Source organism: Oceanicoccus sagamiensis (genome assembly GCF_002117105.1).
Taxonomy (GTDB): domain Bacteria; phylum Pseudomonadota; class Gammaproteobacteria; order Pseudomonadales; family Dasaniaceae; genus Oceanicoccus; species Oceanicoccus sagamiensis.
Genome location: NZ_CP019343.1, coordinates 1,458,323 through 1,479,796, shown reverse-complemented (window position 1 = coordinate 1,479,796; position 21,474 = coordinate 1,458,323). Strand labels below are relative to the sequence as shown.

The window sequence follows — 21,474 nt, the reverse complement described above, 5'->3', positions numbered from 1 at the left end:
AATTATCACATCCAATGTATATGACACATTTGGGCGGAAAAACCCCACCTCCCATAAAAAAATAGTTTTTTGGCGATGTTTCACCCTTAAGTTCAACAGGCGGGAAAGAAGAGTGGTAGGTAGGAGTAGGATCAGTAATCTTCCTTTAATAAGACACTTATGGCCCTAAAGTTCCCATCTGCATCGCCATCCCACCAGCAAAACCTCAAAAACAACCCCCACAATGGGGGATTTTAGCTCCGGCGGTCTCTACTATACTTACAAAGCCTTAACTTCTTTCCACAGGAAAGCCAAGAGAGCACTATGTCAAAACCGCCGGGCACAGCGCAGCGTAAAAAGCGTAATGCCAGATTACTGGATGTTTTTCTCGCCTGCGAAATACCGCTAAAACGGTTTTTATACCGTTTTTCCAATCGCCCGGAAGATATTGATGATCTGGCGCAGGAGGCCTTTTTGCGGGCCTTTAGGGCCGAGAGCAGCGAGCCGATCAAATCACCCCGTGCCTATCTGTTTCGGGTGGCGCGCAATATAGCCCTTAGAGAGCTGGGCAAAAACAGCCGCCAGCTTACCGACTATCTGGAAGAGGCCGTCGATGACTCAATCCTGGGTGGCGGTGCCTCCGTAGAAGAAGACCTGATAGCCCAGCAAAAACTGCAACTGTGCTGCGCCGCCGTGGCCGAATTGCCAGAGCAGTGCCGGCGAGTATTTTTGCTGCGCAAAGTTCATGCGCTATCCCATAAAGAGATTGCGCGGGAGCTGGATATCTCCGTTAAAACCGTAGAAAAACATATTGCCAAAGGGGTTGATCGCTATACCGATTATATAAACAATCAGGAACTTGCCGATCGTCAGCAGGCGCCTGATCACCGCGATAGCCAGCCAGCACACAGCACCAGCACACAGCATCCGGGAAACCACAATGACTGACAGCATGGACAACAACGTAATCAATCTGGAGGAGCGCGCCAGCGTGCAGGCACAGGCCTCGGCCTGGCTGGCCAAACTCGATGGCGGCGACCCCAGTGAAAAAGACTTGCAGGACTTTCGGCACTGGGTCAAACAAAGCCCGGCACATATCACCGCCTTTGAAGATGTGGCCAAAGCCTGGGGTGACCTCAATATATTGGCGCACCTGCCTGTACTAAACCAGCAGCGCCGCGCCCATGCAGGCAGCACCATGCCCGGCGGCCATGGCTCTGCGGCCGCCATGGTGTGGCGACCCTTGTCCGCCTACTGGGCGCTGGCTGCCACAGTCTGTATTGTGCTTATCCTCGGCTGGCAAAGCAGCGGCTTATTTGGCCCCGCCAACAGCTATACCACCGCCGTGGGCGAACAAAAAACCGTTAGCCTGCCCGATGGCAGTGTGCTGCAATTGAATACCCAAAGCCGGGTGGATATTAGCTATAGCGAGCAGGCCCGGGCCATTTATTTGCATCAGGGCGAAGCCCACTTCGAGGTTGTCAAAGACCCGGCCCGGCCCTTTGATGTGTATGTAGCCACCAGCCGCGTGCGCGCTATTGGCACCGCCTTCTCCGTGGCACTGGCGCCGGCCGGGGGTGATATTGATGTGCTGGTGGCTGAAGGTGTTGTAGAAATCGAACCCGAACTGATAGCACCCATAACCGCCGAGGCCAGCGCCGCACCCGCCGCGCCAGCAACACCCGCAGGCAAGGCCCAGCGCCTTAAAGCTGGCGAAGCCGCCACGCTGAATCAAGCCGCCGTCCAGCAAATAGAAACCGTCGCCGCCGCCGAACTGCGCCGCCGTTTATCCTGGCAGCAGGGCCTGCTGGTGTTTAGTGGTGAGCCCCTGCAACAGGTACTGGTAGAAATCAGCCGCTATACCGATACCCGCATTATCCTGAAATCAGCCCAGGCCGGGCAGCTGCGTATTGGCGGGCAATTTCAGGTAGGCGATACTCAAGCTATTATTACCGCGCTGGAACAGGGTTTTAATTTACAGGCGGACTATGTAACCCCAAAACTGATTTATATCTCCTACCGGGAAGCCACTTCCCGCCGCCTGGAAAAAAATAATTAACCGGCCAGTGGGGAGTTTTTCAACGCGTTGTCTCTTTATAGATGTGAGTTATATGGAGAGGCAGTAACCATCTTCTGCACAGGCAAGGAGTGACTATGAAAGGCAAAGCATCCCGCTGGTGGATGATCGTATTTGTTGTACTGTTGCCGCTAACCGTCACCCCGCTGTATGCCGACAATGACCAAGGCCACGGTGCCGAAAAAAATGCCCGGCGTTACACCCTGAGCATTCGATCGCAAACCGTAGAACAGTCGTTACGTTCACTGGCCAGTGTCAGCAGCAAGCAATTGTTATTTCCTTACGACCAGATAGAAACCAGGGCCACCATTACACTGGTAGGTCGCTACACCTTGCACGAGGCTTTAGCGATTATTCTGGACGGCACAGATCTCTCCGGAGAGCTCACTAGCGAAGGGGTTATTTTAATTACGCCCCGCCAAAAAAGTAGTGACTTCGAACGAGGGGATAATGCAATGAACAGTAAGAAAAAATTATTAGCAGCAACGGTAGGGTTTTTGATGGGGGCAGGGGGGAGTTCGGTATTGGCTCAGGATATGGCGGATAAGCAGGAGGAAAAAGCTTGGGTGCTGGAAGAGATCCTGGTGACAGCGACCAAGAGAGAACAGGATTTAGCGGATGTACCTATCAGCATTGTTGCACTGTCTGGAGAAACTATAGATTCTCGAGGTATGCAGACGGTTAGTGACCTATCCTTAGCTGTGCCTAATCTATCAGTTACTTCAGCTGGAGGAGGCAATAGATTTTATTACATGAGAGGAGTTGGTAATGGCAATGGTGTTGCACCACTGGTTGGTACTTATTTTGATGAAGTCCCTGTTTCTGTGACAGGTGCTCAACCTGATATACGGACGATTGACCTAGAGCGTGTGGAAGTACTACGAGGACCTCAAGGTACATTATTTGGCCAAGGCTCTGTAGGTGGTACGATTCGCTTTATTACTAAAAATCCTGAATTTAATAATATAAGTGGTCATTTCGGCTTATCAACATATAACACAAAAAAAGGCGATTGGAGTGAGGAGGTAACAGGGGTGCTTAATATTCCTGTTATTGATGATACATTAGCATTTCGTATAGCAACTAGTTATGAAAATAAGTCAGGTTGGATAGATCAAATAGACAAATCTGATGTTATTCTCGCAGAAGATATTAATAGCAGTGAGGGTTCAAATACTCGTATCAAAGGCTTATGGCAGGTAACTGATAAAATGAGAGTTTCTGCCATGGTAGTTCGACACCGTAATAAATCAGGCGGTCCTAATTTTGTCCTACATTCCGCAGATGGGCGCTTTACAGCAGAAGACGGGGTTATGCGATCTGCTGCTGATCCGAACATGCCCTTTGGGTATGATGATGAACACGATATTTTCAATATCACCGCCACTTATGACTTTGGATATTCTGTTTTGACTGCTATAGCATCAAAGGTAGATACCTATAATCTGTCAGATAATGAAACAATATTTTTGACGGTGCCTGACGGGGGAGTGCTGGAGGTAGCGCGTATAGGTGTGGTAGATGAAACTGAAATTGTCTCTCAGGAAATCCGTTTAAGCAGTGCAGCTGATGAAGCTACTACATTGGAATGGACCGTTGGTGTATTTCTTGCCGATTCGGAGCTTAAGAACCAGCATGCCAATGTATTCCGGGATTTTAGCATATTTGGACTTGGTGTTCTCGAAGGAGGACCAAAATTACCTGAAATCAACAGTTCGGACACCATAGCGCTTTTTGGCGATGTGTCTTATGGTATTAATGACAAATGGACGGTAGGAATGGGTTCTAGAGTATTTAGAGATGACCGAAGTATACTGACTATGGATGATGGCCTTATGCTAGAAGAGGAGTTTGATAATGTAAGCTCCAAAGTTTACCTTTCCTTCGCAGCTACAGATAATGCCAATATTCATTTTAGTGTATCTGAAGGCTTTCGTAGTGGTGGGTTTAATCCACCAAGTGACTCTGCGGCAGGTGCCCCCCCCTCTTATGAGCCAGAGGAACTGTTGACTTATGAGTTGGGTACAAAGGCTTCTTGGCTGAATAACACGTTTATTACAGAAGTTGCTTTTTATTATAGTGAGTTTACTAATTTTCAGGGAGCTGTCCTGGATCCTTCAACGTCGTTGACTGCATTTAAAAATTCCGGTGAAGCTGAAATAAAAGGTTTTGAATGGGATCTTCGATGGGCGATGAATGAGAATATCACTTTTATGTTAAACGGTAATTTTACAGATGGGGAGTTTACTTCAATACCTCAGGGAACTGTTCAACAAAAAAGGGTTGGTAGTTCATTAGACAATATTCCCGAATACAGTTATACCTTGGCTGCCGATTATCAGTATGACTGGTTTGATTCAGCACGTGGCTTTGTTCGCGTCGATTACAATACTCAGGGGCCGAACACTGTTACTGTGCATAATGCGGGTATTATTCCAGAGGTGGGTGAGTCCAAGGTATTAACTATTCTTAATGGGCATGTTGGTGTGAATTGGACATCTTTCTCAATTGAATTATTTGGCAATAACCTTTTGGATGAGGATGATGGTCTATCAAATTGGGCATTTGTTGGTAGAGAAACACAGTATCGGCGTCGTTCATATGGTGTCAAATTCGATTACGATTTTTAATTGAAAATGCACATAATTCTTTTGTCAAACTTAGGGGCAAATTATATAGTTTGCCCCTTTAATTATCTAGTTGCTCTGTTTCTATAAGGCTTTTTTATGATGATGATCAGATTATTACCAAGCTTTCTCTACGTGATGGCAGTGTTCTTTATAAGTTTGGTGTAGAAAAAAAGTGAACAACTAAACCAGACAGTTGCCTATGCTCGCCAAGCTTTCGAGCATCAAGCCAAGCCTGACGAACAGGCCGAGACCGGCGACTCGGGAAAGGGCTTAAGCGTGTCACCGAGCGAGCAGTGTGACATTCTAAAAAAGCCGCTAAAGATTCAAGCGACCAACGCAACAATGCGCTCCTTAATACACAGTATTACTCAACACACATTTACGTTCGGCCGCCCCCACGGCTAACCGGGCCCGAAGCCGAAACCACCACCCCGGGCCATTCAGAAATACGTTCCAAGTCGGTTAAACCGCCTAGGCTTGATCGACCGGGGCCCCAATACAGGCTCCGGCTGTATCACTCTATTTGTAATAACAGTTTGTGCTGTGATTTTAATCATCTTTGATATGAATCCTTACGCTCTCGTGGTGGCGTAACCCCCATTAAGTGTTTGACCATATAATCCCAGGCATAGGTCATGGCTTGGGCTGACATGGTGTGGCCTTCATTGGGCAATAGCAGCATATCGATGGGTTTGCCTGCCTTGAAAAGTGTTTCAGCGAGGCGTAAAGGGACAGCTACGGGTACAACATCGTCCAGCATGCCATGCATAATCAATAGTTTGCCTTGCAAGCCATCAAACAGTTCTTCAATATTGCCCTTTAGGTTTCTCCTTCCAGAGAATCCCGCGAACATACCAAACAGCCGCATATCTGATAAAGCATTAACACTAACGCCAACCTTGAAGAAGTCTGGGTAGGCCATTAGGCCTGTTAGGGCGCTGGGTACAGTACCGATAGTGCAAACCCCCACTCTATTAAGGTCCATATAAGGATAGCGTGTCGCCATCTGTTTTAGTCCCGCAATTTGATCCAGATGATTGTAATAATCGAAATTTCCAATCGGGATTTTGGGGTCTTGATAGGTCATAAAAGTTTCGTTTCTAAGCACACCCCCACGTGTTTCCATAGAGACGGCAATAAACCCAAGCTCTGCTATACTAGCTCCAATATACATACCTACCCCACCACCGGTAGCATTACTAAATGAGCCAGCTGGTGTGGTCAGGCCGGGATAGGTGATATCTACAACTGGGTAAGAATTGTCGGCTGAAAAATTCGAAGGGCGAAAGATAACAGCGTAGATATCTGTTTCGTCATCGGCACCTTTTAGCATCACAGGTTCTGGTAAGCTCCAATCTTTTGGCATTCCTGACAGAGTGGCTTGCTCTAGTTCCATTAGGGGCTCGCCCTGCCGGTCCAGTAACAAACTAACCGGTAACTCGTCAGCTCTTGAGCGTGTTGTAACTATATAATTACCCGTGCAAGAGGCGCCTCTGGACTTCGCATCAAACGAAGACACCCGGCTACGCCCATCCAATACCACGTATTCATGGTCAGTCGACAGCAGAGTCGTTATTTCCCCATTGTCGATATTGACGCGGCAGATATCACAGTAATAAGGGTTCTTACCCTTTATTCGCTCAGCCGTTTGGATCAGCAGCTCCCGGCGTGATAGATCTACATGGATGATATTGCGTACTGACCAGTCGCCTTCGGTTATCTGATGCTTCAAGTTACCGCTGTTCAGATCATAAAGATATAGATGAGGCCAGCCGTTGCGTACTGAGTACCAGATCAACTCATCCGTTTCGGGTAATACCGTAAGAAGAGGGCGAAGGTGAGAGTAAGGCACAAAACTAAAGTAACCTTCATTAGTGTCTTCAATTAACACCTTTGTTAATCCGGTGTGGGTATCGAACTCGATTAACCTACCAGTATGATCATCATGGCTTATATCAGTAAAGTAGGCTCGCCGGCTGTCTTGGCCCCACCAACCGTTCTGGGCGGTGAAAAAACCAACATAGGGTGGCCAGAGTGTCAGGCTAGGTCTAAGGTTAGCCTTTGTTAGCTGGCCACTTGTCACATCAATGGCCAGAAACTGATAGGTTTCTGCATGCTTGTCCTGAGAAAAACCAACATGACGATTATCGCCAATATCTTTCGGCCTGAAGGTTCCATCAGTGGGGACATATTGTATAAGAGGAGGGCCAGCTTTTACTTGCCGGGTATCCCTCACATGGGTGAACAGTTGTCTGCTATCTGGTGACCAGAGTGTTTCCAGTGTAAGAAATTCCTGCCGGCCATAGGTGCTTGCTGTAGTGGCATAGGCATAATGGCGTGAACCATCATTCGTTAAAGCGCACTCCTGTCCGTTTATTAAGTTTACCAACCATAAATTGTAGTCACGGGAGAAAACGGCTTTGCTGCCATCGGGGGATACTATCCAATCACCATGATATCGCGCTAGTGGCACACAGCTTCTGCTTGCTTCGTCGTACTGCCAGTATTGATCGTAAGCCACAAAATTGACTTTCAAAGGGTTGAGGCTTATCTGCTCATTTTCTAGGGGTAGGTTACTAGAGTCCACCGTTTCCCCGGAAGCTTTCGACAATGTGCTTGCAAGTATTTTGTGCTGAAATGCAAGATGATTGCTTTTGTTTATTGCATTAACTAGCCGATACTCTATCCCGTGTTTTGTTTCTCGTTTGTACCAAAAGTTATCACTGTTTCCAATCCAATGGGGGTAGACAGTAGTGTTCCAGCTAGCTTTTTTCTGGCCCATCATTAACTGCCACATAAATTGTGCTCTATCATAGCGATCCCCCATATCAGCAGGTAAATCTGTCTCTTCTCCAGCACATTCTTTTCTAGTAGCGGATATCACTATCTGATCGCTGTTCATTAATCGCCTCCTAATATAAAAATTAATTACTTGTTTGGGGCTTAACGGGCCCCTCCGCACAGCGCGTAAGGTTCTCCGTCAAGCATTGTTGCAATCAACTTATGTAATTGTAATATAAGTCAAAATTGACTTGGCCAGGACTTTCACCTACCGGGTAGCGCCAGCTTCGCTTGGCGTATTTGCTCTTACTAAGATACGTTCAGCGAAGAAAACCCCCAGCCCTAAATAAAATTTTTTGTAGGTATCTCAATAAGAAATATTAATGCTGGGGAAGACTCAGTGGTGAAAACCTGCACTTGGGATAGTGTCGTCACAAATGATGGCAGTGCTTACCGATTGCTTTTTTATGATTTTGGGCATGGCAGTCAGCGATCAGCTTATCTCAGATAATGACTTCATCTTATTTCAATGTTGATCTCTTTGTGGGGGGCATTAATGGGGTCTTTGTCGAAGGATGCTATTTCTATCGAGCCGCGGTGTCAGTCGAGCCAACATAATATAATTGCCTGCCGATTTTCTAGTCATTAGCACTTATTTTTTCGCATCGATGGGGGGTTTTCGCCATAAATGCATCTTACTTATAGCGTCTTTAAAACGGCAATATCCCGCTATGGATAAATAGATGAGTTTACCAAAAAAAACCAGCACCACCATTACGCCACTAATCGGTATCGCTTACGCCTTGCCAGTAGTGCCTGTCTTGTTATTAATGAGTTCTAATAACGTCCTGTCAGGTATTTATGCCAAGCATCATGGTTTGTCGCTGGCATCGATTTCCATCGTCATGCTGGTGGCTGGGTTATTTGATGCAGTCACTGACCCTGCTATTGGCTATTTCTCAGATCGTTATCATGCCCGCACCGGCAGTCGACGCCCCTTTGTGATTGGCGGCGCCTTGCTGTTAATCCCCTGTGCATGGTTTTTACTGAACCCAGGAGAGAGCGTAACCATTGCCTATTTTCTGCTGTGGTATTTATTGTTTTACCTGTCTATTACGTTGTTTCAAATTCCTCACCTTACCTGGGGGGGAGAAATATCGCCGATATCCGAGCAAAAAAACAAAGTCTACGGCTACCGTAATTTGGGTGGGTATATGGGCATGATGGTCTTTATGATTATACCGATGTTGCCCTTTACTGAAGGTTCTGAAGTAACACCAGAGACTATGCGTTATTTAGTGGTGGCTGCCGGGTTGTTAGTTATGCCAACCCTTTTTGTATTGCTGCGTTATGTGCCCACTGGCGCGCATTATTCAGAAAGTCTCAAAACAACAGAGAACCCTTTTCAGGCAATACACGCTTTAATGCATAGCCGGCCATTGTTATGGTTTTTGGCGGTGAGTATTGCTTATGTTTTGGCTCAGGGAGCCTATATCGGCTTGTTTTTTATGGTAATGGATACTTGGTTGGACATGGGTGACTATTATGTTTATTTGTCTTTACTGCATTTGGTTGTCGCCAGTTTGGCGGTGGCTCCAGCCATGAAAATAATTACTCGCTTAGGGAAAATCAAAGCGCTACGCTTATCAATCATCGTATGTCTTATCTCTTATTCTTTGTTCCCGGTGATTTTGCTCAAGCTGCCTTACAGTCTTCATCTCTGTGCCATATTCCAAATGCTTTATGCTACTGCGAGTGCGCTTGGCAATATTGCATTATTCTCATTGTTGTCCGATGTGTCTGATTACAACACCTTCAAATTGGGTATTGACCGTTCGGCGAGTTGTTTTTCTTTGCAATCTTTGGTGATGAAATCTATGACCGCGATGGGTATTGCCTTATCGATTGCCTTGGCAGGGTGGTGGGGGTTTGATCCAGCGAAAACATCCCAGCCGGAAGGGGCGTACTGGGGGTTGGTGTTGAGTATTGGCGTAATCCCTATGTTGTTGTCTTTTGTGGCGGCTTTGTGTGTCCCGGGTATTGCCATCACAGAAAAGCGTCACGCAGTTATTCGCAGGCGTTTAGATGCCAGAGCAGAGCGGGCAAGCCAGTATGTTGTTCAGTCACAGTCACAGCCGCTGTCTGGTGATGCTGTTCCAGCCTTAAAGTGAGGGCCTTGCATTAGTCGTTAACAGGTTTTTTAGTGGGTAAGTATTTATAGCTTGCTGTGCCTGTTGCCGTTACAGATAAGTATTGTTCAGATAATCTATAGCACGAAGGTAATAAATTTATGAAGACACTATATTCAGAAGAGCTGTTGGCGCGTTACCGTCGGGCCGAAACTTTAGAGCAAGGCGCGTTTAGTAAAAGCATTGCTTTTAACACCACGGTGTATCCCCATTGGGTGGGTGAGAGCCATTGCTTTTGGTATAAACGTGAAACCCGTGATGGGCAGGTATTTCGCAAAGTTGATGCAAAAGCCAGTACTAACGAAGACGCCTTTGATCATAACTTACTGGCTATAGCGCTAACACAGGCCAGTGGTGAAGACGTTCAGGCTGATAACCTCCCCCTGGACAACCTTGACCTGCTTCAGGCCCCGGAGACGATTTGCTTTGAAGCTTTTGGCAAGCACTGGGCTTACAGCAGCGCCACCCAAACATGTAAGCAAATTGAAGCGTTACCCGCAGGCTGGAAGCAATCACCCGATGGTAAAAAAGCCCTCTTCTCCCGTGATTACAATCTATGGCTTTATGACCTTGAGAGTGGTGAAGAGAAAGCTTTAACGGATGATGGTGAGCCCTTTCGCCGTTACGCACCTGCCCTCACAGTCTACGGCCACGATGAAGCCCCTTTGCTTGACTTGCTCTGGTCTGCCGATTTCTGCCGTATTGCAGCCCACCTGATCGATATATACAGTATTAGTACAATCGTACCATCAGCGCAATGTGTTCCAAATCCCTATAGGGATTTCGAGCGGGTAGGGGTGGCCGAGTTTGGGCCCCAGCCCCATGCTCTGGCTGGTTTATTGGTGCATCCGCAGTTTTATCGCGTAGACGTATCCAACAACCCCATGATTGATAGCCAAATATTGTGCGCCATGAACCACGAAACAGAACCGAGCCCCTTTGAGCGACTGGTCGGCCGCTTGCAAGGCAAGCTGCTATTAATAGCCTGTATGCTGGACGATGTGATCCCCGCTAGCATAACCTTTAGAGTGGTAGAGACCCTGCAAAAAGCCAATAAAAACTTCGTATGTTACTGCTCCCAATACTGGGCATACAGCCCCTGGCTATTCCCAGCACCGCAGCTGGGACTATCTGTTACATCATCTACGCCGTGAGCAGCCCCTGCAAGACTTTCATTAACCGCCACCCTGAATCTGATGATGCAGCTGCATGAAGAGAATAACCATGACTAAACCAACTGATAACACCACCTCCCTCCAAATCCCGGCCTTTACACTGGAAGACTCCACACTGCTCCCGGCCCAATCTCGCGAGGCGATACAACGCTACCGTGATTACCAGCGCCAATTGATATCTACTGCCGCCACAATGCCCAGCGACCCGGTCGCCTTTCGGCATCAGGCTCATCAGCTCTTTTATCAGGGCCCGCTATACGCTTCCCTTATCGCTCGCTACGCTGCCACCGCCACCACCGAAACACTGGCCGGTGTTGAGTGCGAAGTGTTTTTGCCCGCAGAAGGTATTGCCCAAGCCAACACCAATCGGGTACTGATTAACCTTCATGGGGGCTCTTTTGAAAATGGTACTCACACTAACAGCGTATTGGAGTCATTGCCGGTTGCCGCTCTGGGCAAAATAAAGGTAATCAGCATTGACTACCGCAAAGCTCCGGAGCATCGTTTCCCTGCCGCTACCGATGATGTGGAAGCGGTTTATACCGCCTTGCTTGCGGACTATAAGCCTGAGCACATAGGTATTTATGGAGCTTCTGCTGGTGCTATATTAACCGCTCAGACTCTAGTCAGATTGCAGCAGCGTAAACAACCATTACCCGCAGCTATAGGCCTGCTGGCCGAGGGTGCTACCTATATCGATATTGGCGATTCTCTCACCATTGGCGATGCACTGTCACAGGCCTCGTTAGGCTTTGGTGTTAAAGAAGCTATACAACAACTGCGCTACTACCAAGGGGTAGACCTCGCCAGCCCCGAAGTCACCCCGTGCCAATCCGATGCACTGCTAAGCGCTTTCCCGCCTACTTTGCTCGCCAGCTCTACCCGGGATTTTGCCCTGAGCCAGACCATCACAACCCATCGCCACTTACTAAAGCTCGGCGTCCCCGCCGAACTCCATATCTGGGAAGGCCTGGACCATGTCTTCCACTACAACCCGGACCTGCCAGAAACCGATGAGCTACACCGGGAGGTGGTAAGGTTTTTTAATCAGCACCTCGAGTAATGACCCTCCCAGTGGGGGCGACCCTCACGCCCCCAAAAAACCAAAAATAACCTGTGGGGTTTTCCCTCCCTGATCGATCCTATAAAGAGACAACCCAACCCAGAGCCTGGACAATGACTACACTGAATAAACAGCCGTGGCCAAAAACGCCACAGCCCATAACCGCCGGCAACGGCCACTAGTGGTTTGCCATGAACAAAACCACCCCTGACAGCGCCCCCGCCCAGCGGCACGGGGCAGTGATATGGAACGGCTCTATCTGGAAATCCGGGCCTCCCTGACACGCTATGTGTCCCGCTACTTCAGGCGCTCCCAGGAGGCCGAAGATGTGGTGCAGGAAACCTTTGTTAAAGTGATACAGGCCCAGCGGGAGCGGGATATCCAGTCCCCCAAAAGCTACCTGTTTCGCACCGCCCGCAACCTGTCCCTGCAACAGATCAGCAAAAGCAGCTACAAACTGACCGACGACCTCGGCGACTTACTGACCGACAGCGAACTGATGGCCAGCAAAACCCTGGAAGAACAATTTGAAGCCCGGGAAAATTTTGAAATCTTCTGTCAGGCGATACGGGTACTGCCCCTTAAATGCCGGCGGGCCTTTGTTCTGTGCCGGGTCTATGGCTTTAGCCAAAAAGAAGTCGCCAGCCGTATGGGTATCACCCTCAGTGCCGTTGAAGGTCACCTGACCCGGGCCACCCGGCGCTGTATTGACTATATGGAAGCCGAGCAATCCGGGCGCAACGCCAGACAGCGCGCCCGGCAACATGCCCGGCAGGAGTGGTAAGATGGAAAACGTGATGACATTTCCCGACAGCAACCAAATCAAAGACGAGGCCGCCCACTGGGTCGTCAAACTGCACGGCCAAAGCTACAAAACCGGGCAGGGCATCCCCCCGGCCATGGCCGCCGAACTGCGCCGCTGGCTGTCGCAAAGCGACCAGCACCGCGACAGCTTTATCACCGCACTGGCCGGCTGGGATGCCATGGCCGTACTCGAAGACCTGGCCGATATCATGCCCCTGCAAGAACCCACCCCGGCACCGGCCACCGGCTACCGCCCCTGGCAGGGTTGGGCCACCGCCGCCAGCCTCGTGATGATCACGCTGCTAGTGCTACTGGCACTGCCCAGCAATCACTACAGCACCGGCATTGGCCAACAAGCCAGCTACACCCTCGACGATGGCAGCATCCTCACCCTTAACACCAATAGCCAGGTCACCCTCGACTACAGCGATAACCGCCGTGCCGTAACACTGGTCAAAGGCGAAGCCAGCTTTGATGTAGCCAAAAACCCGCAGCGCCCCTTTGTCGTCTATGCCGGCAAAGGTATGGTCTGGGCTGTGGGCACCGCCTTTAATGTTAGCTACAGCCAGCAGGCTGTTGATGTCATCGTGACCGAAGGCAAAGTCAAAGTATTTTCAGGTATCGGTGAGGCCCAAACACCACCGGCCCTCACCACCAGCCCCCCGGAAAACAACCCCCGCGATACCTTATTGGTCGCCGGGCAAGCCGCCCAATACCAAGACCGCATAGTCAGCAAACAAACCCTGCCACCGGCCTCGCTGGATAAAAAACTCGCCTGGCAACTGGGGGTGCTGCTATTCGAAGGTGAAACCCTGGAACAGGCCATCCACGAAATAGCTCGCTATACCGACCGGGAACTGATTATCGTCGACCCCAGCATCAAAACCGCCCGGGTCGGTGGCCGCTTTAAAACCGACGATATCAACGCCCTGCTAGCCTCACTGGCCAAAAGTCTGGACCTGCATATCGAACCGGGGCAGGGCCGCCAACTGCTATTGTCGGCCAGGCAGCAACCATAAAAAAATCAATAAAAAGAAAAAATGAAAAAATGAAAAAAAGTTTGAAGGGTTTTTCATGACTTATCGATCTTATCAATACGCGATAACGACAACGGCCAATAACAACGCCACCGCCGTTACCGCCCGCTGCGTAAAAACGAGCGTGATAAGAGTAAAACACTTTTTACAACAACGGTTAAGCCTGAAAAAAGCCACACCCAAACAACAAAAAAAGTACGTTGTATTGATTCTTATCCTGCTAACCTCACTGGCCACCGCCAGTGACCACGGCACCGTTTTTAATATCCCGCAGCAAAGTGCAGATGGCGCGCTAACCGCACTCGCAGCTCAAGCCGACATTACCGTCGCCTTTGACTACGATGCAATCAGCAAGCACCAGGCCAACGCGCTGCAGGGGCGTTACCAAACCCCCCGGGCCGTTGAACTGCTACTCGCTGGCACCACACTGAATTACACATTCAGCAGCCGCGACCATCTGATCGTAACCGAGCATAATTTGATAGATGGGGATCGAAAAATGGGGATTAATTACTCAGGCAGTAAGAAACAATTATTGGCAGCAACGGTAGGGTTTTTGATGGGGGCAGGGGGGAGTTCGGTATTGGCTCAGGATATGGCGGATAAGCAGGAGGAAAAAGCTTGGGTGCTAGAAGAGATCGTGGTGACAGCGACCAAGAGAGAACAGGATTTAGCGGATGTACCTATTAGCATTGTTGCACTGTCTGGAGAAACTATAGATTCTCGAGGTATTCAGACGGTTAGTGATTTATCTTATTTGATACCAAATTTATCGGAATCTTCCACTGGTCCGGGGGATACGACTTATGTGCTAAGAGGAATTGGCAATACCGCTGGTAGTAGTCCATTAGTCGGTATGTATCTTGACGAGACCCCGCTTTCTGTTGCTCGGCTGTTCCTTGATGTTCGTGCTCATGACTTAGAGCGTGTGGAAGTATTGCGCGGCCCACAAGGGACTTTATTTGGTCAGGGTTCAGTGGGTGGAACCATCCGTCTTATTACCAAAAAACCAGAACTTAATAGCTCTGGTGGTCAGTTCGGTTTTACAACCTATGATACCAAAGGTGGCGACTGGAGTGAGGAGTTACAGGGGGTGCTTAATATCCCTGTTATTGATGATACCTTGGCTTTTCGTATTTCAGCAACTTATGAAAACAAGGCCGGCTGGATAGATCAGATTGATGACGATCGCCATATTATTCGAGAAAATATTAATAGTAATGAGGGGTCTAATATTCGCATTAAAGGCCTGTGGCAGGCCACGGATAATTTGGAGGTATTGGCGGGGGTGGTTCGCCATCGCATTAATGCTGGTGGCCCTAATTTAACACAGTTTTTACCCAGTGGTGAGTTTGAGTCTTCAGACAGTGTATTGATGTCAAGTGTTGATCGAAACACGCCTTTTGGCTTTGATGATGAACATGATATTTACAATATTACAGCTACTTATGATTTGGGTTATGCGGTATTAATAGCGACCGCTTCGAAGGTAGATATTTCCCGCTTGAATGACAACTCAAGCATATTTTTAACTTTGCCCTCTGAAGATATGATTGCCATAGAGAGTCACGGAGTGTTGGCGGAATCGGAAATTACTTCACAGGAAATTCGTTTAAGTAGTACTTCTGACGGGGCGCTTGAATGGACACTGGGTGTTTTTCATGCAGACACAGAAGCATCTGATCAAACCGCTGAGGATTTTTTTGATTTCAGAGCTTTCGGTGTGGATGATATAGATGTTGCAGGCGGTAACCCAACCTTGCCTACGGTCAGCAGCTCAGATGCGACAGCTATTTTCGGCGATATCACCTACGCTTTTAATAATCTGTGGACGCTAGGGTTTGGCACACGGGTCTTTAAAGACGATCGTAGTATATTCACCGCGGAAAATGGTTTCTCAGGTGAAGATGATTTTGAAAAGGTGAGTTCAAAAATCCATCTGTCATATGCAGCTTCCGACGATATGAATGTTTACTTCAGTATTGCAGAGGGTTTTCGTAGTGGTGGTTTCAATCCCCCTGAATCTAGCGGCAGCGTATCTTATGGCCCTGAGGAACTCCTGACTTATGAATTGGGTACAAAAGCTGCGTGGTTGGATGATAGGTTAACAACAGAGTTTGCGATCTACTTCAGTGAGTATGATGATTTCCAATCTGATGCTTTTGATCCGGACGATTTAACCCTGGTGCTATTACAGAATTCAGGGACAGCTGAAATTCAGGGCATAGAATGGGACGTACGCTGGGCAATGAATCCTGATCTTACGGTGGGGTTTAATGGCAATATTACCGATGCAGAATTCACCTCATTAAACTCTGGTGTGACCGATAAAGTCGTTGGTGATCCGCTAAATTTAGTTGCGGAGTACAGCTATTCATTCACGGCGGACTATCAATTTCACTGGTCGGCTTCGACTTCTGGCTATATTCGGGCTGATTACCATACTCAAGGGCCCAGTACTTCGGTTTTTCGAAATCTGGGTTTTATTCCTGAAGTTGCAGAGAGCGAAATATTGACGGTTCTTAATGTGTATGTGGGTGCTCAGGTCGGCATGATAAATATTGAACTCTTTGGTAATAATTTACTGGATGAAGCTGATGTTACATTCAACTCTGAAATAACGGGAATAAGTACTCAACGTCGCCGCCAGTCTTACGGTGTTAAATTTGTTTATGATTTCTAGTTAAAATTCACTATTAGTGCTTTTAAAAATACAGCCGAGTTGGCCGCCTGTGGTGTCGAGGGTGGCTGATCAGGTTGCCAGATGCATAAGCCCGTCAGTGTGGTGGGCAGTATGAACTGATCTTCGAGCCGCAAAAGCAGTCCGGTTTTGGTTATGAAACAGGGGTTACAGGGGCTGTTGTCTTATGCTGTGAGTACTACAGTACACCTTCAGGCCTGAAGTGATGTAACCCCTTTGGCTAACAACCTATGAGTAATCAATGATGAATAAACCATCCTGCCTTATTGACCCAGATGTGGTAGCCAAGCGTTATCAGCGCGCTCGTTCACTGGATGCAGGTATCTTTTCAAGCCGTGTCGCGCGCAATACAACGATTGCGCCTCACTGGATTGCCGGTACCGCTTGTTTTTGGTATGAGCGGCAGACCGCAACTGCTAAGGAGTTTCGCTGGGTCAATGCCGAAACCTCCAGCAATACTCTGGCCTTTGATCATGAAGCATTAGCCGCTGCCTTGGCAAAAAGCAGTGGTGAAACGGTGGATGCAGCCGCACTGGTTTTGGAGGAGCTGAAAATAGAAAGTTCACCCAGACGGCTGCAGTTCTCAGCGCTGGGCCAACACTGGCAATACAGCCCGGGTAATCACCGGTGTATAAAACGGACTAAACCGGGGTTGCCTCCGGGAGCCAAGATTTCGCCAGACGGTCTGCAAGCGGTGTTTATCCGTGATCATAATCTTTGGCTAAACGATATGGGCAACGGTTCCGAGCGACCTTTAACCGAAGATGGCGAAGCCGATTTTGCCTATGGCGCCAACCCAACACCGCGTATCGCTTTTACCCCTGCCAATTACGAGGTTCAGGTGCTGTGGTCCCCCGATAGCCAGACCTTGTTAACCGTCAGGCTAGATACTAGCGGGGTGCAAACCATGCCCTATGTTCACCATGTGCCTACTGATGGCGGTATTCGCCCCTTTGTTTGCCATCATAAAATGCCCCTTCACAATGATGAGATCCAGCCAGGCTACCGTTTGTTCAGCCTCCATATTCCGAGTGGCAGGATTACTCCTGCGGACTACTCGCCTTTAAGTCTCACTCGATTGTTAAACGGTTTTTTTAATCCTGAGAAGCTAGCCTGGTGGTCCGAAGATGCCAGCCAGGCCTATTTTATAGATCTGACTCAGGGTTCCAGAGCGGCCCGTTTGGTTAGTTGGGATACCGAGACAGGTAGGACTCAGGTTCTGTTTGAAGAAACCGTTGATACTTACTTTCGGTTGAGCTTGCCAGTAATTGATCCCCCCCGATTCTGGCCTTTGCCTGCCAGTAATGAACTGATCTGGTATTCTGAGCGCAGCGGTTGGGCTCACCTGTATCTTTATGACCTTGAAACTGGTGAATTAAAACAACCGATTACGCAGGGTGAGTGGTTAGTTCGTGAGCTGTTGCACTATGATGAAGAGCGGCGTGAGCTCTGGATTCAGACCGGAGGACGTAAGGCGTTGCCCGATGGACAGCATGTGGAAGAACGTGACCCCTATTATCAGGATATTGCACGGGTCAATATTGATACCGGAAAGCTGACGACTGTCGCAGCGGCTGACCTAGAGTATGTTGTGCTGGGTCCCCAGTCAGTCATACCGGGCAGCGGCCCTGATGTTCAGGGTGTATCCCCTTGTGGCAGCTATATCGTGACTACTCGATCCCGAGCTGATCAGGTGCCGGAGTCCCTGTTGTTGGACCGGCAGGGCAGGGAGCAAATGACCCTGGAGGTGGCGGATGTGTCAGGCTTGCCAGCAGGGTGGCAGTGGCCGGAGCCGGTCAAGCTGATTGGCGAGGACGGAGAAACAGATCTTTATGGCCTTGTGTTCAGGCCCTCTGATTTTTCGCCGGATCAGTCTTATCCTGTTATCGACTTTATTGATAGCTTGCCGGAAATGCCTTGGGTGGCTAAAGGCTCCTTTACCAATAACGGCTTTGGTGGAATCACATACCTGATGGCGGCCTCCTATGCTGAACTGGGGTTTATTGTTGTGGTTATCGATGGCAGGGGTACAGCCCTACGGGAGAAAAAATTTCATGACTACAGTTACGGCTGGTCTGCTAACAGCAGTTACCTCCCTGACCATATTGCGGGCATTCGGCAGTTGGCTGAGCGTTATTCATACATGGATATAGAGCGGGTTGGCTTGGCAGGTATCAGTAGCTCTGTGGGCCCCGTTTATGGTTTGCTAAACCATGCGGATTTTTTCAAAGTTGCGGTGGCTCACGCTATTCCCGACGCCCGATTGGCTCGTGCACAATGGACCAATCAGTTTGACGGTAAGCTGCCTGCTGGTGAAGACTCAAGACAGGCTGAATATCAGGTCGAAAACTTCAAAGGAAAACTTCTGCTTAGCCATGGTATGTTGGATGGTGTATTTCCTGTAGCGGGGATGCTGCGTTTGGTCGAGGCGTTGCAAAAGGCCAACAAAGACTTTGATATGCTGTTATTACCTAACCTTGGTCATACCTGGTCGGGCTATGTATTAAGACGCAGCTGGGATTTTCTGGTGCGTCACCTCCAGGGAGTCGAGCCGCCCAAGGAGTTTACATTAGACTCTCCGATTGATGGGACAGGGCTTACTGTCGATGGCTAGGGCATGTCCTTTATCTTTACTCGTCTGCTATTATTTTAACTCAGGGGTGGGGTTTTTCCCCCCTTGGGTATCTTAGTGCTTATACGCACGGTTTTTTTTGAAAGCCATTTTCTGCGAGCGTCTAAGAGTCTTTATGAAACCTATTACCTTGGTGATTTTCCTGACGTTGAGTCTACATAGTATAGTGCTTCTGGCCCATGGAACAAACTTTATCAGTCGCCACAATCTAGCTTGGCATACTGATAAAATTGCCCAAGTGTACTCAACCTCCCCGTATTTATCGGCAGCTGATCACCCTAAAGTTAAAACTATAAACGGTAAGAGCTGCCTGCAAGGTGCCTTTTTGAATTTTGATGTTCGTGATAGCTATGCATTCAATATAGATGAAACCGTGATCGTAGAAATGGAGTTTGATCTAAAAAACAAACCCGATAGCCTCCACTTAAACTACGATAAAAACGGTACAGTGCTAGGGGCAGAAACGATTGACCTATCCCAGCTAAAAACTGAGCGTTGGTACCGGCATAGCTTTACGTTAGAGCGCGCCCGCTTTTCAGGTCGTTCCATTATCATGCATAACCATAGTGGAGATTTTGCGATTAGAGCTCAAGTTGCTGGCCAGCATATCTTTGAATCTGAAGTGACTATTTGCGATATTAAACTTACTCGCAGCAACAAGACTTCTCAACCTAAGCACTATGGCCAACTAGATTTAACCGTAATGCATAATGGGAATCCAGCGCCTGCTCGCATTGGTATCTATGATAAAGTCGGCAGTATGCCGCTCCCATCAGTTGAAGCTATCCCGTTAAGTTATCACTCCATTAGTTCACGTGTCGTGACTTTGCCTGAGTTTACGGGGCTGGGATGGCCTCATACTAACCGCCATGCTTTTTATATAGATGGCCACTATCAGGCCCGTTTGCCGGTTGGGCAATACGAACTGGTTATCGCCCGCGGGCTGGAGTATCAATTTGCCAGACGGTCCTTTGATATTAAAGCGGATAGTGAAACCCGTCTTGAGGTGCCACTGTCTCGCTGGGCAGATAAACCAGAAGAAGGTTGGTATTCTGGCGATGTTCATATTCACTATGGCCGTGGCAACTCGGAACAAGAGCGCATAATTCTTTTGCAAACTCAGGCCGAAGATCTTCATGTCGCCAATCTTTTACAAATGGATAGCATCGGGCACACCGATTATTATCAGTATAATTGGGGAGAGGCTGCCCATTATGGCAAGGGTTCTTATTATCTACTGCCGGGTAGAGAGGGGCCTCGTAGCAGTCGCGGTCATACCCTCCAATTAAATATTCTGGAATCTGATTATGATCCGGTCCGCTATCATTTATACCATGAGATATTTAAAGCAACCCATCAACAGGGCGGTTTGACGGGCTATGCCCATGTACGTGAAAAGTTTAACTATGGTGCGCGTTTTGGTTTGGCATTGGACGTACCTTATGGGTTGGTGGATTTAGTAGAAGTCTTGCAATTTGCCAAACTGGACTTGGGTATCTGGTTTGATTTTTTAAATTTGGGTTATAGATTATCGCCAGCTGCAGGCACTGATTATGCGCCACTGGCCCCCGGTGCTATGGGTGATGTCCGTAGCTATGTAAAACTTGCTGGGCCATTTTCGGTAAAGGCCTGGTTTGATGGTTTAAAAGCCGGCCATACCTATGTCACTAACGGGCCCATGCTAAACCTGAATATCAACGGCTATATGATGGGGGATACGGTGAAGCTTAATCGCGGTGAAAATATTAACATCGCGGCAAGCGCGGCATTAAACCCTGATATTGATCGATTAGATCGTCTGGAGCTCTATCAGGGTGGGCAACTGATCAAGACGGTTCGTTCTGGCGGGGATAGTTCATTTCTGGTGTTAAACCATCAACTTACCGCCGGGGAAGGTAGTTGGTTTGTGATTAAGGCGGCGGGGAAAAAGCAAGGCTTGGCTGTAGAGGTCGTTGCCGTCAGCGCTCCGGTTTATATCAGTGTTAATGGTAGCGGTCATTGTCAGCCATCGCTGGTGCCCAACCTTGTAGCACAGCAAAAGTCCCGGTTGGCATCTTATTTGGCTGTCGAGCATAAGGATGAGCAGCATGGTGCATATGGTTCATTGGCGCCGCAACAACAATACTGGCCTGGCAATAAACAGCAATTGCAACAGCGGGTGTTAAAGGTGAACAAAAAATACGATAAGCTTTTGCGCTTGGCTGAACAGGGTCGCTGTCTGAGATAGGCCATTACTGACAAGGGTAAAACTTTCTGAATAATGCAAACTTGATTAAATACTGCTTTAAGCCCAACAACCTGCAGGGTTTGATGTCGGCTAGGAAAATCGTTGCCGCCCCCCCTCCGCACCGTCGGTATCAATTGGAGTTGCGACTTTTAAGGCCAAAGACAAGCTTGGGATAATAG

Annotated in this window: 12 protein-coding genes; 11 read left to right on the top strand and 1 reads right to left on the bottom strand. The window is 48.4% G+C overall.

The window, feature by feature from the left end; translation table 11 throughout:
- The first annotated feature begins 303 nt into the window (after positions 1-303).
- The 3 genes from BST96_RS06650 to BST96_RS06640 all read left to right on the top strand — a co-directional run bounded on the left by BST96_RS06650 (position 304) and on the right by BST96_RS06640 (position 4,686).
- Positions 304-927 (top strand): RNA polymerase sigma factor, encoded by a 624-nt coding sequence (locus BST96_RS06650; RefSeq protein WP_085757943.1) that lies wholly within the window; start codon positions 304-306, stop codon positions 925-927.
- Positions 920-2,038, top strand: a complete 1,119-nt coding sequence (locus BST96_RS06645; RefSeq protein WP_085757942.1) for a FecR family protein — start codon at positions 920-922, stop codon at positions 2,036-2,038. Before BST96_RS06650 ends, BST96_RS06645 begins: the two co-directional genes overlap by 8 nt.
- Positions 2,039-2,133: 95 nt before the next feature.
- Entirely contained in the window at positions 2,134-4,686 is a 2,553-nt protein-coding gene (locus BST96_RS06640) for a TonB-dependent receptor domain-containing protein (RefSeq protein WP_085757941.1), read from the top strand.
- A gap of 553 nt (positions 4,687-5,239) precedes the next feature.
- Here BST96_RS06640 and BST96_RS06635 read toward each other — a convergent pair.
- Positions 5,240-7,588 (bottom strand): S9 family peptidase, encoded by a 2,349-nt coding sequence (locus BST96_RS06635; RefSeq protein ID WP_085757940.1) that lies wholly within the window; start codon positions 7,586-7,588, stop codon positions 5,240-5,242.
- 622 nt (positions 7,589-8,210) lie between these two features.
- Between BST96_RS06635 and BST96_RS06630 the strand changes: the two genes are divergently transcribed.
- The 8 genes from BST96_RS06630 to BST96_RS06595 all read left to right on the top strand — a co-directional run bounded on the left by BST96_RS06630 (position 8,211) and on the right by BST96_RS06595 (position 21,295).
- Positions 8,211-9,638 (top strand): MFS transporter, encoded by a 1,428-nt coding sequence (locus tag BST96_RS06630; RefSeq protein WP_085757939.1) that lies wholly within the window; start codon positions 8,211-8,213, stop codon positions 9,636-9,638.
- Positions 9,639-9,757: 119 nt separating this feature from the next.
- Positions 9,758-10,810 carry a DPP IV N-terminal domain-containing protein gene (locus tag BST96_RS06625; protein WP_085757938.1) on the top strand — a complete coding sequence of 351 codons (1,053 nt, stop codon included), beginning with the start codon at positions 9,758-9,760 and terminating at the stop codon, positions 10,808-10,810.
- A 70-nt stretch (positions 10,811-10,880) separates the two neighbouring features.
- Positions 10,881-11,894: an alpha/beta hydrolase gene (locus BST96_RS06620; protein WP_169713937.1), complete on the top strand. Its 1,014-nt coding sequence runs from the start codon at positions 10,881-10,883 to the stop codon at positions 11,892-11,894.
- Between the two features lie 244 nt (positions 11,895-12,138).
- Positions 12,139-12,678, top strand: a complete 540-nt coding sequence (locus BST96_RS06615; protein WP_085757936.1) for an RNA polymerase sigma factor — start codon at positions 12,139-12,141, stop codon at positions 12,676-12,678.
- A gap of 1 nt (position 12,679) precedes the next feature.
- Positions 12,680-13,717 (top strand): FecR family protein, encoded by a 1,038-nt coding sequence (locus tag BST96_RS06610; protein ID WP_169713936.1) that lies wholly within the window; start codon positions 12,680-12,682, stop codon positions 13,715-13,717.
- Between the two features lie 55 nt (positions 13,718-13,772).
- Positions 13,773-16,418: a TonB-dependent receptor gene (locus BST96_RS06605; protein WP_085757934.1), complete on the top strand. Its 2,646-nt coding sequence runs from the start codon at positions 13,773-13,775 to the stop codon at positions 16,416-16,418.
- A 259-nt stretch (positions 16,419-16,677) separates the two neighbouring features.
- Positions 16,678-19,050: a S9 family peptidase gene (locus BST96_RS06600; RefSeq protein WP_085757933.1), complete on the top strand. Its 2,373-nt coding sequence runs from the start codon at positions 16,678-16,680 to the stop codon at positions 19,048-19,050.
- A 343-nt stretch (positions 19,051-19,393) separates the two neighbouring features.
- Complete coding sequence (locus tag BST96_RS06595) at positions 19,394-21,295, top strand: CehA/McbA family metallohydrolase (protein ID WP_157117886.1); 1,902 nt, start codon at positions 19,394-19,396, stop codon at positions 21,293-21,295.
- Positions 21,296-21,474: the final 179 nt, after the last annotated feature.

Excerpts from the sequence above, each read along its gene's own strand:
- BST96_RS06645 (WP_085757942.1), top strand. The coding sequence starts at position 920 with ATGACTGACAGCATGGACAACAACGTAATCAATCTGGAGGAGCGCGCC.
- BST96_RS06635 (WP_085757940.1), bottom strand. The coding sequence starts at position 7,588 with ATGAACAGCGATCAGATAGTGATATCCGCTACTAGAAAAGAATGTGCT.
- BST96_RS06650 (WP_085757943.1), top strand. The coding sequence starts at position 304 with ATGTCAAAACCGCCGGGCACAGCGCAGCGTAAAAAGCGTAATGCCAGA.
- BST96_RS06630 (WP_085757939.1), top strand. The coding sequence starts at position 8,211 with ATGAGTTTACCAAAAAAAACCAGCACCACCATTACGCCACTAATCGGT.
- BST96_RS06625 (WP_085757938.1), top strand. The coding sequence starts at position 9,758 with ATGAAGACACTATATTCAGAAGAGCTGTTGGCGCGTTACCGTCGGGCC.
- BST96_RS06640 (WP_085757941.1), top strand. The coding sequence starts at position 2,134 with ATGAAAGGCAAAGCATCCCGCTGGTGGATGATCGTATTTGTTGTACTG.
- BST96_RS06605 (WP_085757934.1), top strand. The coding sequence starts at position 13,773 with ATGACTTATCGATCTTATCAATACGCGATAACGACAACGGCCAATAAC.
- BST96_RS06610 (WP_169713936.1), top strand. The coding sequence starts at position 12,680 with ATGGAAAACGTGATGACATTTCCCGACAGCAACCAAATCAAAGACGAG.
- BST96_RS06600 (WP_085757933.1), top strand. The coding sequence starts at position 16,678 with ATGATGAATAAACCATCCTGCCTTATTGACCCAGATGTGGTAGCCAAG.
- BST96_RS06615 (WP_085757936.1), top strand. The coding sequence starts at position 12,139 with ATGGAACGGCTCTATCTGGAAATCCGGGCCTCCCTGACACGCTATGTG.
- BST96_RS06620 (WP_169713937.1), top strand. The coding sequence starts at position 10,881 with ATGACTAAACCAACTGATAACACCACCTCCCTCCAAATCCCGGCCTTT.